This is a genomic window from Candidatus Methylomirabilota bacterium, assembly GCA_036005065.1.
GTDB lineage: Bacteria > Methylomirabilota > Methylomirabilia > Rokubacteriales > DASRDR01 > DASYQW01.
Genome location: DASYQW010000065.1, coordinates 74804 through 92519 on the forward strand (window position 1 = coordinate 74804; position 17716 = coordinate 92519).

The following is a 17716-nucleotide window of genomic DNA, read 5'->3' on the forward strand; positions in this document are numbered from 1 at the left end:
TCCAGGCTCCTTTCCATCATCACCGGATCACGCGATCCAGCAGCGCAGCCAGCTCGGTCGGTCGGCTCAGGAAGGGCGAGTGGCCGCCGGGCAGCTCCAGCGCCTCGACAGAGAGCCGCTCGCGGGCGGCCCGCCGCGACCACGCCGGCGCGATCGCGCGGTCCTCGCGGCCGATGATCGACACCCGGGTGGCCTCCGGCCACGCCGTGAGCGGGCACGGTTCTCGGCGCGGCGTGGCGGCCTGCCGCCGCAGGCGCGCCCACGCCCACTCGGCCTCCCGGGGCGTGCAGTCCTGATAGAAGATCGCGCGCGCGGACGCGGCGTCCCGCCAGGAGGTCGACCCGTCCGGGTGGAGGACGCGGCCGGGATGCGTCAGATAGCCGGGCACGTAGATGTCGGGCTCGGCGGCGACCTGGTCGTCGAGGCTCCGCCCGAAGAGCGGGAGCCCGGCGCACAGGAACACCAGGCACCGCACCGGCCGGCGCGCGGCCACCAGGGGGATGGTGAGGCCGCCGAGGGAGTGGCCGACGAGGACCAGGTCGTCGGCCGCCCCGAGCGCCCGATCGACGACCTCCGCGTAATGGACGAAGCCGGCGGCCGGGTCCTCGCACGGGAGGTCGATCGCGACCGTCCGGTGTCCCCGCCCCTCGAGCTCGGGGACGAGCCGATCCCAGCACCAGGCCCCGTGCCAGGCCCCGTGGACGAGCCCGAAGGTGGTCATATCCTGCCCCTCGACGCGCCCAGCCTATCACGCCGGACGGCGGGCGGGATGAGGCTCAGGCCCGCGGCAGTGGCGGCGATGGCGGACGCCACCAGGAACGCGTCGGTGAAGGCGCGCGCGGTCGCGTCGGCCTCCGCCGCGCCGAGCCCCCGATAGAGCGCGAGCCGACCCTCGTAGACGAACGTCGCCAGCCCCGCGCCCGTGACGATGCCGCCCCGGCGCATCAGCACGACGAGGCTTCCCGCCCAGCCCTGCCGCGCGCGCGGCAGGGCCCCCATCACGTAGTGCATGTTGGGAGCGGCAAACAGGCCGACCCCGCCGCCGGCCAGCAGGAGGGCAAGGGCGATCGCGACGGGCGAAGACGTGGCGTCGAGCCGGCTCGTCAGCAGGAGCCCGACCGCCTCGGCGCCGAGGGCCACGGGCACCAGGCGCCGCGCGCCCCGGCGATCGGCCCACAGGCCGCCGGCCGGCGCTCCCAGGGCCGTCGCCAGCGCCCCGGCGGCGAACAGCACGCCGCCCGGGCCGGCCCCGAGGCCGCGCCGCTCCAGCAGATAGTAGGGAACCAGGAGCCAGACGAAGAAGAGCGCGCCGTTGGCGAGGACGTTGACCGCGTTGGCCACGACGAACGTCCGCCGATCGGCGACCGCGTGGGCGGTCGGGGGCGCCTCCATGCGGGTGGGACCCGGGAGCTCCCGCGGCCGGGCGCGCCAGACGAGCACGAGGGCGGCCAGGGCGAGCGGCAGGCGGGTGAGATAGACGGCCCGCCATCCCCACGCCGTCACCAGGGCGCCGCCGGCGAGCGGGCCGAGCACCGCCCCGGCGCCGAAGGCGAGGTTGAACCAGCCCAGGGCCCGCTGCCGCTCGGCATCCCGGCTCGCCAGGGTGACCAGGGCCGGCGCGCTGCCGAAGATGAGCGCGGCCCCGACGCCCTGAAGCACGCGGCCGCCGAGCAGCCAGCCGAACGCCGGCGCGCCGCCGCAGAGAAGGAACGCCGCCGCGGTGAGGGCGAGCCCGAGGACGAAGACCCGGTGGTGCCCGCTCCGATCGGCGAGCCAGCCGGCGGGAAGCAGCAGACAGGCGTCGGTCAAGACGTAGGCGATGACGACCCACTGGATCGCGGAGACAGGACGCCCGAAGGCCGCCGAGATCGCGGGAAAGGCGATGTTGACCGCGGAGTCCAGCGTGACGGGAAAGACGCCGAGACCGGCGAGGAGGACGGTGATGCGCGAGGCGCTCAGCGGCGGGGCGGCGGGAGATGGACCGGGCGGCCGAGGAAGAGCTCGGCGGCCTCGCCGAGCGTCTCCGAGAGCGTCGGGTGTGGGTGAATGGTGGCGGCGATGTCCTCGGCGAGGGCGCCCATCTCGACGGCGAGCGTGCCCTCGGCGATGAGGTCGCCCGCGTGCGGCCCGACGAGACCCAGGCCGAGGAGGCGTCCGGTGCCAGCCTCGAAGGTGAGCTTGGTGAGCCCGTCCGGGCGCCCCATCGCCACGGCGCGCCCCGACGCCGACCACGGCATCTTCACCGTCCGGACGTCGACCCCCCGCGCCCGCGCGGCTTCCTCGGTCAGACCGGCCCAGGCCACCTCGGGATCCGTGAAGACCACGGCCGGAATCGCCTGGGGCTCGAAGGCGGCGGGCCGCCCGGCGATCGCCTCCGCCGCCACCAGGCCCTCCGCCATCGCCTTGTGGGCGAGCATCGGCTCGCCGGCCACGTCGCCGACCGCGTAGATGCGGGGCACGCTCGTTTGCCGCCGCGCATCGACCTCGATGAAGCCCCGGGGATCGAGCCGGACGCCGATTCGCTCGAGGCCCAGCTCGGCGGTGTGCGGGCGGCGGCCGACGGCGACCAGCACCTGCTCGACCTCGAGCTGGCCCGGCGCGCCCTCGCCGGCGAGCTCGACCACCGCCCCGCTGTCCGTCTCGCGGACCGCCGTGACCTTCGTCCGGAGGTGGATCTGCTTGAAGAGGCCCGCCAGGCGGCGGGCGAGCGGCGCCACCAGATCGCGGTCCACGCCCGGCAGGAGGCCGTCCATCAGCTCGACGACCGTGACCTCGGATCCCAGCGCGGCGTAGACGGTGCCCAGCTCGAGCCCGATGTAGCCTCCGCCGACCACGAGGAGGCGGGAGGGCACGGCCGGCAGCGCGAGAGCCGCGGCGGAATCCCAGATCCGCGGGCTGGGCTGGTCGAGCCCCGGCAGCGTCGTCGGACGCGCGCCGGTGGCCACGATCGCGTGCTTGAAGCGGAGCGTGGCGGGCGGGGCGTCCTCCGACGCGACCTGCACCGTGTGGGCGTCGGCGAAGCGGGCCTGCCCCGCCACCACGTCGACGCCCCGCACGCGGGCGAGCCCGGCCAGGCCCTGGGCGAGCTTCACGATCGAGGCCGCCGTCCACTCGCGGAGGCGATCGAGAACCAGCCGGGGCGGCGCGAACTCGAGCCCGGCCGCCCGGGCCTCGGCCGCGTCGTGCACGAGAGCGGCGAGGCCGAGGAGCGCCTTGGACGGGATGCAGCCCACGTGCAGGCACTCACCGCCCAGGGGCCCGCGCGCATCGACGATCACGGTCTCGAGGCCGAGGTCGGCGACCCGGAAGCCGGCCGCGTACCCGCCGGGACCACCGCCGATCACGACGACGTCGACCTCGCGCGGGAGCTCTCCCACGACCATGGTCAGCCGGGCTCTCAGTTCAGCTTGGGGCGGGAGCGCCTGCTGTCGCTCCCCGCTGCTTCCCGTCGTCCCTGCCCGGCCCGTCCCGCCTCAACTCCGTCACCGGCTCTCAGGCGTCCAGCAGAAGACGCTCGGGGTCCTCGAGCAGCCGCACCAGCTCGGCGCTGAGGCGGGCGGCCTCCATCCCGTCGATCACGCGATGGTCGAAGGCCAGCGAGAGCGGAAGGATCAGGCGGACGACCACCTGGCCGTCCCGCACGACCGGCATCTCGCGCGCCCGGCCCAGCCCGAGGATCGCCACCTCGGGGTAGTTGATGATCGGCGTCGCGCCCGTGCCGCCGAGCGCCCCGGTGTTCGTCACCGTGAAGGTTCCGCCACGCAGCTCCTCGAGCGTGGCCTTGCCCTCGCGGGCTCGCCCCACCAGCTGAGAGAGCTCCACGGCCAGGTCACGGATGCGCTTCTGGTCGACGTCCCGCACGACCGGCACCACCAGGCCGCGCTCGGTGTCCACCGCCACGCCGATGTGGTAGTAGCGCTTCAGGACGAGCTCGCCCGTCCGGTGGTCGAGGCTCGCGTTGAAACGCGGATGCCCCTTCAGGACGAGGGCCGCGGCCTTGATCACGAGCACGGTGAGCGTGAGGTCGCCCCCGCCGTCGCGGACGCGGGCCTGGTGACGGCGGCGGAGCGCCTCGAGCGCGGTGATGTCGGCCTCGTCGTGCTGGGTGACGTGGGGAATGACCGCCCAGGCGAGCGCGAGATGCTCGGCGCTCCGGCGGCGGATGCCTCGAAGCGGCTCGCGCTCGATGGGCCCCCACTGCTCGAAGCGCGGGAGCGGCGGCAGCTCGACGCGAAGCTCGAGGGGCCGCCCGGGCTCGGCTTCGCGCGCCTCAGCCGGGCCCGCGGGGACCGTCGCCGCACCCCGCGTGGGGGAGTCTGAGGGGGGGAGCTTCCCCCCCTCAGCCCGAACACTCCGGACATCTTCGTCCGTGATCCGCCCGCCGGGTCCGGTGCCCTTCACGCCCGCCAGCTCGACCCCGAGCTCGCGGGCGAGGCGCCGGGTGGCCGGCGTCGCCGCCGGAGGGATCGTTCGGGCTGGGGGGGGCACGCTGTCCCCCCCGAACCCCTCCACGCGGGGTTCGGCGACGCTCACCGCCGGCCCCCCAGGTCTGGCGGTAATTTTCTCCTGAGCCCGATCACTCCCCCCGTCTCCGAAGCTCATCAGCACGGAGCCGACCTTGACACGCTGGCCCGGTCGCACGTGAATCTTCGCGACCCGGCCGCCGAAGGGCGAGGGCAGCTCGACCTGAGCTTTCTCGGTCTCCACCAGGAGGACCGCCTGGTCCTCCTTGATCTCCTCGCCCTCGGCGACGAGAACCTGGACGATCTCCGCCTCGGTCAGACCCTCACCGAGATCGGGCAGCTTGAATTCTCGAGCCATGCGCACCTCCCCGCCGGGGGAGCCGGGGAAAGGGAGCTAGAAGCGAAGGGTCTCGCGGACGGCGCTCAGCACGTGCTCCGCGTCGGGGAGCCAGCCCCGCTCCCGCGCAAACCCCGGGTAGACGACGTCGGGCGCCGTGACCCGGCGGATCGGCGCCTGGAGCTGGAGGAACGCGGTCTCGACGATGCGGGCCATCACCTCGGCGCCGACGCCACAGTTCCGCTGCGCTTCGTGGGCGACCACGGCGCGCCCGGTCTTCCGCACCGAGGCCGCGATCGCCTCTCCGTCCATGGGCGAGATCGACAGGAGGTCGATCACCTCGATCTCGGCGCCGTCCTCGACCTTCACCCGGTCGGCCACCTCGAGGCACTTGTGGAGCATGCTGCCGTAAGCGATCAGCGTCAGGTCCGTCCCCTCCCGGGCGACCCGCGCCTGGCCGATCGGCCAGGTCTCCTCGGCATCGGGGACCTCCTCCCGGACGGCGTGGTAGAGCGCCTTCGGCTCGAAGAAGACGACCGGGTCGGGGTCCCGGATGGCGCTCACCAGGAGCGCCCGGGCGATCCGGGGGGCCGAGGGGATGACGATCTTGAGGCCCGGCGTGTGGGCGTAGTAGGCCTCCTCGCTCTCCGAGTGGTGCTCCAGGGCGCGGATCCCTCCGCCGTAGGGCATGCGGATCACCATCTGGATGTGGTACCGCCCCCGGGTGCGGGCGCGGTAGCGGGCGGCGTGGTTCTCGATCTGGTGGAAGGCCTGGAAGGCGAAGCCCGAGAACTGGATCTCGGGGATGGGCTTGAGACCGTAGATGGCCATCCCGACGGCCATCCCGACGATCGCGCCCTCGGCCAGCGGGGTGTCGATCACCCGCTGCTCGCCGAACTTCTTGAGCAGCCCCTCGGTGACGCGGAAGACTCCCTCGTCGACGCCGACGTCCTCGCCGAGCACCATGACGTCGTCGTCCCGCTCCATCTCCTGGTGGAGGGCGAGGTTGATCGCCTTGACCATCGTCAGCTTGCGGGTCTCGTTGGCCATATGGCGAGCTCCTCAGTTCCGCGGCTTCCCGTCGTCCACGCACGGCAGCGTCGCCATCATTCCTTCACGCGCTCCTCAGCTCGGCGGAGTTTCCCCGATCTCCGCGAGGTGGTGGACCAGCGCCTCCCGCTGCGCTTCGAGCTCCGGGGGACGCTCGGCGTAGACGTGCTCGAAGACCTCCAGGAGGTTCGGCTTCATCCGCGCCTCGGCCCGCTCGATCGCACCCCGGATCTCGGCGTCCACCTCCGCCTCGAGCTCGGCGTGCGTCCGCTCGTCCACGACTCCCTTGGCCTCGACGTAGCGCCGGAATCGGATGAGCGGCTCCTTGGCCTCCCACGTCTTGACTTCTTCCTCGCTCCGGTACTTGGTGGGGTCGTCGGCGGTCGTGTGCATCGACAGGCGGTACGTCACCGTCTCGATCAACGTGGGCCCGCCGCCCTGACGGGCCCGTTCCACCGCTTCCTGGGTGGCGACGCAGACGGCCAGGACATCGTTGCCGTCCACCTGGATCCCCGGGAACCCGTAGGCCGTCGCCTTCTGGGCCAGCGTCTTGGCCCGGGTCTGCCGCGAGCGCGGGACGGAGATCGCCCACTGGTTGTTCAGGATCAGGAAGATCAGCGGCACCTGGAAGACCCCGGCGAAGTTCATCGCTTCCTGGCAGTCCCCGTGGGAGGTCGCCCCGTCGCCCAGATAGGCCAGGGTGACGCTCCCCTCCCCCTTGTAGCGGGCCGCGTAGGCGACGCCGACCGCGTGGGGGAGCTGGCTCGCGATGGGAATGCAGAGGGGGAGATCCCGATTGCCGTCCGGCACCCGCATCCCTTCGGCGAAGCCCGCGTAATAGAGCACGAGGTTGTCGAGCGGCCAGCCGCGCCACATGTAGGCCGGCCACTCGCGGTAATACGGGACGACCCAGTCGGTCGGCCGGAGCGCATAGACGCTGCCGAGGACCGCGGCCTCGTGACCCCGCGTGGGGCCGAAGGTGCCGATCCGGCCCTGACGCTGCAGGCGCAGCATCCGCTCGTCGAATCGCCGGGAGAGGAGGAACGTGCGGTAGAGACGCTTGAGGTCGTCGGGGGGGATCTTCGGTTCCAGCTTGGTATCGACGTTGCCTTCCGGGTCCAGGATCGACAAGTACTCGATGGGAGGGAGGTCGAGGCTCTTTCGCGGCAAGTCGGCCTCCTTGGTGAAGTCTCCTACGGTTATTGTCTACCATGGACGCCCGGGCGGTCAACTTCGCCGGCCGTGAAAAAAATGCACGGGGAGCGTCCGGGCGCGCGCCGCGGTTACGATCGTCGGAGGAAGGGGATCACCGTGGTCTGGTACGGGTGGCTCGGTCTGGGCGTCCTCGTCGTGAGCCAGGCGCTCGTCCCCTGGCGGCTGCCGCCCCTGGCGCGCTGGTACACGCCGATCATGTGGAGCGCCTACATCCTGCTCGCCGACGCCCTGGTGCTCAGGCGCCGGGGGGCCTCACTCATCCACGACCGGCCGCGCGAGGCCGCCTTCATGGCGACCGTGTCGATCCCGCTCTGGCTCGTCTTCGAGCTCTACAACCTCCGCCTCCAGAACTGGGACTACTTCGGGGTGCCCGAGCCCCCCTGGCTGGCCGCCCTCGGCTACGCCTGGGCCTTCGCGACGATCACGCCGGGCCTGTGGGAGACCGCGGCCCTGCTCGACGCCTTCGCGGTGTTCGCCGGCGCTCGAGGCGTGCCGCGGCCGCCCAGCCCGGCCCTGCTCCGCGCCGGGGTCGCGGTCGGGGCCGTGTTCCTGGTGGTCCCTCCGCTCCTGCCGGCGCCCGCGCGCCCCTGGGCCTTCGGCTTCGTGTGGCTCGGGTTCGTCCTGCTCCTCGACCCCCTGAACTACCGGGCGGGCCGCCCCTCCTTCACGGCCGCCTGGGCGCGCGGGGACCGGGGCTTCGTCTACCGGTGGCTCCTGGCCGGGGTCATCTGCGGGGTGCTCTGGGAGTTCTGGAACTACTGGGCCATCGGCCGGTGGGAGTACGTGGGGGTGCCCGTGTTTCCCGACTGGAAGCTCTTCGCGATGCCGCTGGCCGGCTATCTCGGTTTTCCCCCCTTCGCGCTCGAGGTGTTCGCGATGTATCATTTCGTCCGGCCCCTTGCCGGGTTGTCCGTGACGAGGCCAACACTCACTCCGACATCGAGGAGGTGACCGACGGTGGCGACCAAGCGCAGTAAAGGATCGGGAGGGAAGACCAGGGCGAAGAGCGCGGCAAAACCCGCGGCCCGGCGGCCGGCCACGAGCGGCGGGGATCGGCGGCGCGGCGACGAGCGCCGGACGCGCGCGGGTAGCAGTGCGATGGGTGGCGGCGGCGCGCCGGTCGCGCGGACCCCGGAGCGGCGCCCAGCGGCGATCGCGCCGGCCGGGGGCGGGCGGACCGGAGCCAGCGTCTTTTCCGCCGAGCGCGCCCGCGCGCTCCAGGACGCGATCCAGCGGAGCAAGCTGACCGCCGCGGACCCCTGGGGCTATACGTCCAAGGCGCGGAAGTGGGAGACACGCGCGCGCGAGCTCGCCGAGCGCCTCGCCCGCGACGGGGAGAGCGCGTCCCTGCGACAGGCCCTCGACGCGCTGAGCGCCGAGGTCGAGCGCGACCGCGACTTCCAGGAGGCTCGCCGGCTCTTCTAGGCAGTGGGAGGGGGCCTCTGATCGAACGGGCTTCGCCCTTGGGGGCCCCCTCCCAGCCCCACCCCCAGGAAGAGGTTGCGCGGGCCAAGCCCGCGCTCGGAGCGGACGATCAGCCCTGTGGCGATTAGGCTTCCCCCGGCGCGCGGTCAGTCCGACAGCTCTTGGGGTCTGCGATCGGCCGCCGCCGGGTCACCACCACTGGGTGCGCTTCACCTTCCAGAGGTAGTAATCCCAGTTCCCGCAGAGACCGCTGTAGACGAGGATCCCGAGCGAGGTCAAGAGCGTGACCGGAAGGGTCCAGATGGGGACGAGGCCCAGCCCCAGGAGCAGGAGCCCCTTGCCGTAAAGCCCCTTCCGAAGGTACCAGAGCGGCCCGAAGACGAACGCCCCCCAGTTCCAGGTCGGCACGAACCGCCCGCCGCGACGCGCGAAGCGCGCGAACCCGCGATCGGCGGCGCCATCGGCCTCGTCGCGGGACACGTGGCGGTCCGCGGGCAGGAGGATCAGCGCGGCGGGCGGGACCCCGGCCGCGTACAGCTCTCGGGCCAGCCCCGGGACCTCCTCGTCACGCAGCTCGACGCGCGTCACGAAGCCGGGGCCGCCGAGCGCCGCGGCCACGGCCGACACGTCCTGGGACGGGAACCGATGGGCCAGCGAGCGCGCGATCTGGTAGCGGTGCCGCGCGTCGGCGATCCGCGTGAGACGGAGCTCGTAGAGCCGAGGTCCGGCCGTCCCGTCCGACCGGGGCACACCGTCCTCGCGTCAGGTGACGAGCTCCGCCATGAGCCGCATCGCATCCGGCTGGCTCGTGGCGCAGATCAAAGTGGTGACGCCGGCCGCCGCGTACGCGGCCAGCCGATCGCGGATCCGCTCCCGCGGCCCGCAGAGAGCCACCTCGTCGACCAGGGCATCGGGCACGGCGGCGATCGCCTCGTCGCGCTTCCCGGCCAGGTAGAGCGACTGGATCCGGGCGGCGTCGGCCTCGTAGCCGTAGCGACAAGCGAGATCGTTGTAGAAGTTTCGGCCGCGGGCCCCCATGCCCCCGACATAGAGGGCCAGACGCGGCTTGACCTGCGCCCGGCAGGCGGCGGCATCCGACCCGCAGACGACCTGCACCGTCGGCGCGATGTCGAAGGGCGGCGGCCCCGGCCGGGGAGCGCGGCGGGCGAAGCCCTCGTCGAGCGCGGCGCGGTAGAGTCCCATGCGGTCCGGGGAAAAGAAGACCGGCAGCCAGCCATCGCCGATCTCGGCCGCCAGGGCCACGTTCTGCGGCCCGATGGCGGCCACGTAGATCGGGATGTGCGGCCGGGCGTGCAGGATACTCTTGAGCGGCTTGCCGAGGCCGGTGGCGCCCGGCCCCGTGTACGGGATCCGGTAGTGCTCGCCCGCGTGCTCGAGCGGTTTCTCCCGGGCGAGGATGGTCCGCACCACCGAGACGTACTCACGCATCTTCCCGAGCGGCTTGCCGAACGGCTGCCCGTGCCAGCCCTCGACGACCTGCGGGCCGGAGACGCCGAGCCCGAGGAGGAAGCGACCCCCGGAGAGCGCGTCGAGCGTCATCGCCGTCATCGCGGTCATGGCCGGCGTCCGCCCGGCGATCTGCATGATGGCCGTGCCGAGGTGGATCCGGTACGTCACGGCGCCGAGCCAGGCGAGCGGCGTCACGGCGTCCGACCCGTAGGCCTCGGCCGACCACACGGAGTGGTAGCCCAGCCGCTCGGCGTCCTGCACGAGCTGAGCGTCCAGGATCACCTTCGCCGCCGTGTAGCCGAGATTCAATCCGAGGCGCATCGTCCCTCCCTATCCAGCGATGAACCGGGCGACCTCGCGGCCGATCTCCGCGCCACGCTCCTCCTGCAGGAAGTGGCCGGCCCCCTCGACGACCCGAAAGGTCGCGCCCGGGAAGAGCCCGGCGAAGCGGCGCCCGGCTTCGATCGGGAAGACGCGATCCTGGTCGCTCCAGAGGACCAGGGTCGGCGGGGCGCGGCGCGCGAGCGCCGTCTGCGTCTCCACCATCTCGCGCCCGCCCGGGTCGCCCGGGCGGGTCGGGATCATCGCCGGGAAGGCCCGCGCCCCCGCCTTCGAGGCGAGGTCGGGAAACGGCGCGTCGTAGGCCCGCACGATCTCGTCCGTGATCCGGCCCCGATCGACCGCCGCCCGCCTCACGACGAGCCCGGCCGGAAGGTCCGGGGTCCGGGCGGCGTAGGCTCGCCAGGCCTGGAGCCCTTCGGACAGGGGCTCGTGGCCGGTGAAGAGTCCGGTGTTCAGCACGACCAGCCGGGCGACCCGCTCGGGCTGCTGGACGGCAAGGCGGAGGCCGATCGGCCCGCCCCAGTCCTGGACGACGATGGTCATCGCCCGCAGATCGAGCGCCTCGACGACCCGCGTGAGGATCGCGACGTGTCCGGTGTAGCTGTAGCGGGCCTCGTCCGTCCACTTGTCGGATTTGCCGAACCCGACGTAATCGGGCGCGACGGCCCGCGCGCCGGCCTCCACCACCTGCGGGATGATCCGGCGGTAGAGGAAGGACCACGTCGGCTCGCCATGGAGGAGCAGGACCGGCGCGCCCTGACCCTCGTCCACATAGTGGATGCGCATCCCGTCGACGGCGAGATAGCGAGGGGCGAACGGGTAGTCGGGCAGCTCGCGGAATCGCTCCTCCGGCGTGCGGACGACCGACATGCCGGGACTGTGTCCCACCGGGACGCCGAAGTCAACCCGGGAGGTCCGCTGCCGGGCGCCTCTGCTGCGGGCGCCTCTTGACCGGCCGCGCCTGCTCCGCCTAGACTCGCTCTAGTCCACGTTCAGGAGGTGCTCGATGCCGCTCTATCTGGATGTGCACCACAAGATTCCGGGGCTGACCGGGGAAGGCGTGGGAGAGGCCCACGAGAAGGACCTCAAGGTCCAGAACAAATATGGGGTCAACTACCTCCGGTACTGGTACGACGAAGGGACCGGCAAGGTCTTCTGCCTCGTCCAGGCGCCCAGCAAGGAAGCGGCGGCGGCGGTGCACCGGGAGGCCCACGGTCTCGTCGCCGACGAGATCATCGAGGTCAAGGAGGGCGCGTAGGCCGCGCGTGACCCTCCGGCGCCTCCCCGGAGCCTGAATGCGCTGCCGGCGCTGCCGGCAGGAGAACCCGCCCGGGGCCCGGTTCTGCAACGGGTGCGGCGAGCCGCTCCCGACGGTCTGTTCGGCGTGCGCCCACCTCAACGTCCCCGGCAGCCGCTTCTGTAACCAGTGCGGGGCGCCGCTGGAATCGGCCGCGGCCGCCCCTGCCCCCGCCGGGCGCTTCACCTCGCCCGAGACCTATACCCCGCGGCATCTCGCCGAGCGCATCCTCACCTCCCGGAGTGCCGTCGAAGGCGAACGCAAGCAGGTCACGGTGCTCTTCGCCGACCTCAAGGGGTCCATGGAGCTCCTGGCCGACCGGGACCCCGAGGAGGCGCGCCGGCTGCTCGATCCCGTCCTCGATCGGATGATGGAGGCCGTCCATCGCTACGAGGGCACCGTGAACCAGGTCATGGGCGACGGGATCATGGCGCTGTTCGGCGCCCCGCTCGCCCTCGAGGATCACGCGGTGCGCGCCTGTTACGCCGCGCTCCGCATGCAGGAGCGCGTGACCCGGTACGGCGACGAGACCCAGCGGCGCCACGGCGTGCCCCTGCAGATCCGGGTGGGGCTGAATTCGGGCGAGGTCGTCGTGCGGTCGATCGGCAGCGACCTCCACATGGACTACACGGCGGTCGGGCAGACGACGCATCTCTCCGCCCGGATGGAGCAGACGGCCAAGCCCGGATCGATCCTCCTCACCGCCGAGACGCTGAGGCTCGCCGAGGGGCACGTCGAGGCCCGGCGGCTGGGACCGGTCGTGGTGAAGGGACTGTCCTCGCCCGTGGAGGCCTTCGAGCTGACCGGGCCGAGCCGGGCGCAGTCCCGGCTCCACGCCGCCCTCAGCCGGGGGCTCAGCCCGTTCGTGGGCCGAGCGGCGGAGCTGGAGCACCTGGGACGCGCCCTCGAGCAGGCCCGCGAGGGGCGGGGGCAGGTGGTGGCCGTCGTCGGCGACCCCGGCGTCGGCAAGAGCCGCCTCTTCTTCGAGTTCACCCGCTCGCCGGCCGCCGACGGGTGGCTCCTGCTGGAGACCGCGGCCGTCTCCTACGGGCGCACGCTCACCTATCTTCCGGTCGTGGCGCTGCTGAGGGCATACTTCGAGGTCGGCGACCACGAGGCGGCCGAGCGCGTCCAGGCCAAGGTCACCGAGCGGGTGCTCACCCTGGATGACCGATTGACCGACGCCATTCCCCTCCTCCTCTTCCTCCTGGAAGCGCTCCCCGAGGATCACCCGCTCCGCTCGCTCGACCCGAGCCTGCGTCAGGCCCACGTCCTCAACGCCGCCAAGCGCCTGCTCCTCCGCGAGACGCAGCGTCAGCCGGTCCTCCTCGTCGTCGAGAACCTCCACTGGATCGATCCGGATAGTCAGGCGCTCTTCGAAGGCCTGGTCGAGAGCCTGCCGACCGCCCGGTTCCTGCTCCTCGTGAACTACCGGGCCGAGTTCCAGCACGGCTGGGGCAACAAGAGCTATTACACGCAGCTCCGGCTCGACCCGTTGCGGCCCGCCAGCGCGGAGGCGCTGCTGGAGCGCTTGCTGGGAAGCGCGGCGGATCTGGTCCCGCTCAAGCGGCTTCTCATCGAGCGGACCCAGGGGAATCCCTTCTTCCTCGAGGAGACCGTCCGGACCCTCGTCGAGACCGATGTCCTGGTGGGCGACCGGGGCGCGTACCGCCTGGTCAAGCCGCTGCCGACGATCCAGGTGCCGGCCAGCGTCCAGGCCGTCCTGGCCGCGCGGATCGACCGGCTCCCCCCCGAGGAAAAGCGTCTGCTCCAGGCCGCCGCCGTGATCGGCGCTCACGTCTCCGTCCCGCTCCTGCGGGCGATCGCCGAGGTGCCCCCCGACGGGCTCCAGCAGAATCTGACCCACCTCCAGGCCGCCGAGTTCCTGTACGAGCGGGCGCTCTTCCCCGACGTCACCTACACCTTCACGCACGCCCTCACTCACGAGGTGGCCTACGGGAGCCTCCTGCAGGAGCAGCGGCGGGCGCTCCACGCGCGCATCGTGGACGCGTTCGAGGAGCTGTACCCCGACCGGCTCGCCGAGCACACCGAGTGGCTGGCCCACCACGTGGCCCGGGGCGAGGTCTGGAGCAAGGCGCTCAGCTATTTCCGCCCCGTCGGGAGCGGCCAGGTCCCGCTCATCATGGCCGGCTCCTTCTGGTGGCTCGGCGACCACGCGCGGGCCCTCGAGACCGCCCGAGAGGACCTCCGGATCGCCAGCGACTTCAGCCACTTCCCGCTTCAGCTCCAGGCCTACGTTCGCCTGGGACAGATCTACCACTCGCTCGGCGAGTACCCGCGCGCGATCGAGTGCCTGCGGCGCAACGTCGCCTCGCTCGACGGCGAGCTGCTCCGCGAGCCCTTCGACCTGCCGGCGCCGCCGTCCGTGCTCTCGCGGGCCTGGCTCACCTGGTGTCTCGGCGAGTGCGGGGAGTTCGCCGAAGCGACGGTGCTGGCCGCCGAGGCGCGGCAGATCGCGGAGGCGCTCGAGGAGCCGTACAGCCGGATCCTGGCGGCCGCCGCGCTCGGGGTGCTGCACGCCGCCAAGGGAGAGCCGGAGGCGGCCATCGCTCCCCTGGAAGCCGCCCTCGCCCGGGCGCGCGACCGCCGCCTCGTGGTCCTGGTCCCCCTGGTGGCCGCGCCGCTCGGATACGCCGCCGCCCTCGCCGGCCGAGTGGCGACAGGCCTGGCCGTCCTCGAGCAGGCGGTCGAGCAGGCAGCCGCGATGCAGTTCAAGGCCAACCAGGCGCTTCGCCTCGTCTGGCTCGGCGAAGCGCGGGTCCTGGCGGGTCACCCGGACCTGGCCCGCGCGCTCGCCACTCGGGCGCTCGCCCTCTCGGAGGCGCAGGCGGAGCGCGGGCACCAGGCTCACGCCCTCCGACTCCTCGGCGAGATCGCCGCCGGTGACGCCCACGCCGATGCCCCGGCCGCCGAGGCCTCGTACCGTCAGGCCCGCGCGCTCGCCGAGGCGCTCGGGATGCGGCCGCTCCAGGCCCGCTGCCACCGCGGCCTCGGCGAGCTGTATGGCCGAATCGGGGAGACCGAGCGGGCGAGGCCCGAGATGGAGGCCGCCATCGCGCTACGCGAGTCGATGGAGAGGCCGCGCTGACCACCGACACCGGTCTCCGGTGCCAGCCGGACTTCTTTCGGCTGGCGGTCTTCTTCGGCGCGATCTACTTCGTGCAAGGGTTCGCCGAGCCGAAGGCCGGCCTCGCGTCGCAGCCGATCTTCTTCCTTCTCAAGGACGACCTCAAGCTGACGGCGTCCCAGACGGCGACCTTCTTCGCCCTCATCGGCATCGCCTGGAACGTCAAGCCGCTCTACGGCCTCCTGTCCGACCTGGTCCCGCTCTTCGGCTATCGGCGGCGCTCGTACCTCCTCATCACCACCGCCATGGCGGCCGGCGGCTGGCTGATTCTCGGCCTCTTGCCGGGGTACCCCTACGGCCTCACGCTGGTGATCCTCGGCCTCACCGGGCTCGGGCTCGCCTTCACCGACGTCCTGTGTGACGCCGTGATGGTGGAGGAGGGCAAGCCCCGCGGCCTCACCGGGCGCTTTCAGTCGATCCAGTGGGCCGCCATCTACGCCGCCAGCCTGATCGCCGGCGTCGGCGGCGGCTACCTCTCCGCACACGTCGCCTATTCGCACACGTTCCTGCTCGTCGCCGCCTTCCCGGCCCTGTCGTTCGCGGCCTCGGCCTACGCCGTCCGTGAGGGACGCACCCGGTTCGACCGCGCCACCGTCCACACGACGCTGGCCGCGCTCCGCACCGGCGTCCGCTCGGGACCGCTCTGGCGCGCGGCGGCCTTTCTGCTCCTCTGGAACTTCAGCCCCTCTTTCGGCGTTCCCCTCGAGTTCTACATGGTGGACGTCCTGGGGATCACCAAGATCCAGCTCGGCCTCCTCGCCACGATCGCGAGCGGCGCGTCGATGGTGGGGGCGATCCTGTTCGGGCGGTACTTCCGGGGCTACCCGGTCAAGCGCCTGCTGAACGTCGCCGTCGGCATCGGGGTGGCCGGCACGCTCGCCTACTACGGGCTGGTCGGCTGGTGGTCGGCGGTCTTCCTCAACGCCACCGTGAGCCTGGTGACCATGGTCGCCTTCCTGGCGACCATGGACCTCGCCGCGCGCGCGGTGCCGACCCACGCCGAAGGGACGTTCTTCGCCGCGCTGATGTCGGTGAACAACATCGGGACGACCGGCTCGGCCTGGCTCGGGGGGTGGCTCTACGATCTGGTCGGGCTGGGCTGGCTGATCGCCATCAGCGCCGCGGCCACCGCCGCCTGCTGGCTCCTGGTCCCCTGGGTCCGCACCGACTGACGAGGTGACGTGAGCCAGGCCGGCGTGCAGCCGATCGAAGACGACCGCCCGGGCTGGCGCGTGGCCGCGCCACGGCTGGCCGACGCCCTCGCCGTCAACGCCATCCCTCTCTGGGGCCTGGTGCACGGCGCGTGGTCGCTCGGCTCGCTGCTGATCTTCTACTGGCTGACGAACCTTCTCAACACGTTCTTCACCGGCGCCCGCATCCTGGTGCACCGGAAGCTCACGCGCAAACGGGGACACTGGACCGCCACCGGGGACCGCCGAACGACCTTCCTCGCCAACTTCGTCTTCGTCAATCTCGCCTTCACGCTGGCCCACGGCCTGTTCGTCGCGGCCTTCCTCTTCGGCGTCCTGCGCTTCACCCCCTCGGCGACCGAGCTGCGGCAAGGCGTCCTCGTGCTCCTCGGCGTGATGACGGCGACACTGGCGCTCGACTGCGTGACGATCCGGGAGCGGTCCTTCGCGTGGATTCGCCGTCGCGCCGACCTGGCGCTGGGCCGGATGCTGGTCGTGCACCTGGGGCTGATCGGCGGGGCGTTCATCCTCGCGCTGACGGAGCGCCCGGCCGGCTTCTTCGCGGGCTTCGTGGTCCTCAAGCTGCTCTTCGACGTCGGCGCGGCGCTCCCGGCCGGGCCAGCGGGGCAAGAGCTCCCCGCCGAGCCGCCCCGCTACGTCCGCTGGGCGCGCCGGTTCGGCAAGCCGGGGGAGTTCGACGCCGCCTGGCGGCAGGCGGCGGAGGCCGAGCGGCGCAAGCTGATCGAGGCGGAGGAAGCGCTCCCCGCGCCGCCGGCCTGAGCGACCGGCAGGGCGTCACCGCCCGCCGCACGGCGGCCGCGCCCTATCGACACCTGGACTCATGGTCTGATAATCGATCCACCACTCCGATGGCCGTCCGGGTCCGGCCGCCGGAGCGGACGCGCGCGGCCAGGGTGCGGCCCATCGAGATGATCGCTCAGCGCGTGCTGGGGCTTCGCGACCGCGATGCCTGAGATCAAGGTGTTCGAGGTGGGCCGGAGCGTGGCGGCCGTCCGCCTCGAGCCGCGGTGGACCGCCCGCCGGCGCGAGCGCCTGTTCGCGCTCGCCTGCGTGGCGCCGACGGCGCTCCTCGTCGCCGGGCTGATCCTCTATCCGGCGCTCTTCACCATGTGGCTCAGCCTCCAGCGGCGGGAGCTCTTCGCACACTCCGGCACAACCTGGTGCCGGCGGAGGTGACCGAGCTTCTCCGCGGCGCCATCGACGTGCACGTCCACGCCAACCCGCACCTCTTCCCCCAGAACCACGCCCAGGACGTGGTCGCCCTCGCCACCCAGGCGAAGGAGGCCGGGATGCGCGCCCTCGCGATCGGTCGTCCGTGAGGCCCGGGATCAAGGACTGCGGCGGATCATCGTCAGCCACGTGAAGTGGGCGATGACCGGACTCACGCTCGACGACCTCAAGGCGTTCGCCGGGCAGAGCTGCTTCATCGAGCTCGAGGCGAGCCTGATGATGCCGCTCATGTACTTCGTCTACGGGGAAGCGCCGGCCGACCCGCGCGACATCGCCGCCACCATGCGCGCCGTCGGCCCCGAGCACTGCGTCATCGTCTCGGACCTCGGGCAGCTCTACTCGCCGCTCCCCGTCGAAGGGCTGCGGACCTACGTGGCGATGCTCCTCAAGTGCGGGCTGTCGGCCAAGGAGATCGGGCTGATGCTGCGCCGGAACCCCGCCCGGATCCTCGGGCTCGATTGAGGAGGCGAGCGGGGCCCAGACTCCTGCCTGAGAGATCACCGAGAAGTAATTGGCTCGCTAGCCGTT

At 72.3% G+C, this 17716-nt stretch carries 18 protein-coding genes; 9 read left to right on the forward strand and 9 right to left on the reverse strand.

Annotated elements, in window-relative coordinates:
* Nucleotides 1–19 precede the first annotated feature (19 nt).
* The 6 genes from VGW35_05205 to pdhA form a co-directional block, all read right to left on the reverse strand.
* Entirely contained in the window at nucleotides 20–721 is a 702-nt protein-coding gene (locus tag VGW35_05205; protein HEV8307044.1) for an alpha/beta hydrolase, read from the reverse strand.
* Nucleotides 718–1959: an MFS transporter gene (locus tag VGW35_05210; GenBank protein HEV8307045.1), complete on the reverse strand. Its 1242-nt coding sequence runs from the start codon at nucleotides 1957–1959 to the stop codon at nucleotides 718–720. Before VGW35_05210 ends, VGW35_05205 begins: the two co-directional genes overlap by 4 nt.
* Nucleotides 1956–3383 (reverse strand): dihydrolipoyl dehydrogenase, encoded by a 1428-nt coding sequence (gene lpdA, locus VGW35_05215; protein HEV8307046.1) that lies wholly within the window; start codon nucleotides 3381–3383, stop codon nucleotides 1956–1958. Before lpdA ends, VGW35_05210 begins: the two co-directional genes overlap by 4 nt.
* 109 nt (nucleotides 3384–3492) lie before the next feature.
* Nucleotides 3493–4821, reverse strand: coding sequence for a dihydrolipoamide acetyltransferase family protein (locus VGW35_05220; GenBank protein HEV8307047.1), 1329 nt, complete (start codon nucleotides 4819–4821; stop codon nucleotides 3493–3495).
* A 36-nt stretch (nucleotides 4822–4857) separates the two neighbouring features.
* The gene (locus tag VGW35_05225) at nucleotides 4858–5850 is read right to left on the reverse strand and encodes an alpha-ketoacid dehydrogenase subunit beta (GenBank protein ID HEV8307048.1); all 993 of its coding nucleotides are present in this window, start codon (nucleotides 5848–5850) and stop codon (nucleotides 4858–4860) included.
* Nucleotides 5851–5925: 75 nt separating this feature from the next.
* On the reverse strand, nucleotides 5926–7020 hold the full coding sequence (pdhA, locus tag VGW35_05230; GenBank protein ID HEV8307049.1) for a pyruvate dehydrogenase (acetyl-transferring) E1 component subunit alpha: 1095 nt from the start codon (nucleotides 7018–7020) through the stop codon (nucleotides 5926–5928).
* Between the two features lie 141 nt (nucleotides 7021–7161).
* On the opposite strand from pdhA, the gene VGW35_05235 reads away from it, so the two are divergent.
* A complete protein-coding gene (locus VGW35_05235) occupies nucleotides 7162–8016 on the forward strand; it encodes a hypothetical protein (protein HEV8307050.1) in 855 nt (284 codons plus the stop codon).
* Between the two features lie 147 nt (nucleotides 8017–8163).
* Entirely contained in the window at nucleotides 8164–8490 is a 327-nt protein-coding gene (locus VGW35_05240) for a hypothetical protein (protein ID HEV8307051.1), read from the forward strand.
* A gap of 189 nt (nucleotides 8491–8679) precedes the next feature.
* Here the strand turns inward: VGW35_05240 and VGW35_05245 are convergent, their stop codons facing one another.
* The 3 genes from VGW35_05245 to VGW35_05255 are packed head-to-tail and all read right to left on the reverse strand — an operon-like array spanning nucleotide 8680 to nucleotide 11172.
* On the reverse strand, nucleotides 8680–9240 hold the full coding sequence (locus tag VGW35_05245) for a DUF2628 domain-containing protein (protein HEV8307052.1): 561 nt from the start codon (nucleotides 9238–9240) through the stop codon (nucleotides 8680–8682).
* Nucleotides 9241–9252: 12 nt separating this feature from the next.
* Nucleotides 9253–10281 (reverse strand): LLM class F420-dependent oxidoreductase, encoded by a 1029-nt coding sequence (locus tag VGW35_05250; GenBank protein ID HEV8307053.1) that lies wholly within the window; start codon nucleotides 10279–10281, stop codon nucleotides 9253–9255.
* 9 nt (nucleotides 10282–10290) lie between these two features.
* Nucleotides 10291–11172: a haloalkane dehalogenase gene (locus tag VGW35_05255; protein ID HEV8307054.1), complete on the reverse strand. Its 882-nt coding sequence runs from the start codon at nucleotides 11170–11172 to the stop codon at nucleotides 10291–10293.
* Nucleotides 11173–11308: 136 nt separating this feature from the next.
* On the opposite strand from VGW35_05255, the gene VGW35_05260 reads away from it, so the two are divergent.
* The 7 genes from VGW35_05260 to VGW35_05290 all read left to right on the forward strand — a co-directional run bounded on the left by VGW35_05260 (nucleotide 11309) and on the right by VGW35_05290 (nucleotide 17650).
* Nucleotides 11309–11560, forward strand: coding sequence for a DUF4242 domain-containing protein (locus VGW35_05260; protein ID HEV8307055.1), 252 nt, complete (start codon nucleotides 11309–11311; stop codon nucleotides 11558–11560).
* A gap of 37 nt (nucleotides 11561–11597) precedes the next feature.
* Complete coding sequence (locus tag VGW35_05265) at nucleotides 11598–14708, forward strand: adenylate/guanylate cyclase domain-containing protein (GenBank protein ID HEV8307056.1); 3111 nt, start codon at nucleotides 11598–11600, stop codon at nucleotides 14706–14708.
* Nucleotides 14709–14779: 71 nt separating this feature from the next.
* On the forward strand, nucleotides 14780–15919 hold the full coding sequence (locus VGW35_05270; protein HEV8307057.1) for an MFS transporter: 1140 nt from the start codon (nucleotides 14780–14782) through the stop codon (nucleotides 15917–15919).
* A gap of 9 nt (nucleotides 15920–15928) precedes the next feature.
* Complete coding sequence (locus VGW35_05275) at nucleotides 15929–16717, forward strand: DUF6498-containing protein (GenBank protein ID HEV8307058.1); 789 nt, start codon at nucleotides 15929–15931, stop codon at nucleotides 16715–16717.
* A 186-nt stretch (nucleotides 16718–16903) separates the two neighbouring features.
* Nucleotides 16904–17134, forward strand: coding sequence for a hypothetical protein (locus tag VGW35_05280; protein ID HEV8307059.1), 231 nt, complete (start codon nucleotides 16904–16906; stop codon nucleotides 17132–17134).
* Nucleotides 17131–17277 carry a DUF6282 family protein gene (locus VGW35_05285; protein ID HEV8307060.1) on the forward strand — a complete coding sequence of 49 codons (147 nt, stop codon included), beginning with the start codon at nucleotides 17131–17133 and terminating at the stop codon, nucleotides 17275–17277. The genes VGW35_05280 and VGW35_05285 overlap by 4 nt, the downstream gene beginning before the upstream one ends.
* A gap of 52 nt (nucleotides 17278–17329) precedes the next feature.
* Nucleotides 17330–17650 carry a hypothetical protein gene (locus VGW35_05290; protein ID HEV8307061.1) on the forward strand — a complete coding sequence of 107 codons (321 nt, stop codon included), beginning with the start codon at nucleotides 17330–17332 and terminating at the stop codon, nucleotides 17648–17650.
* The last annotated feature ends 66 nt before the right edge of the window (nucleotides 17651–17716 follow it).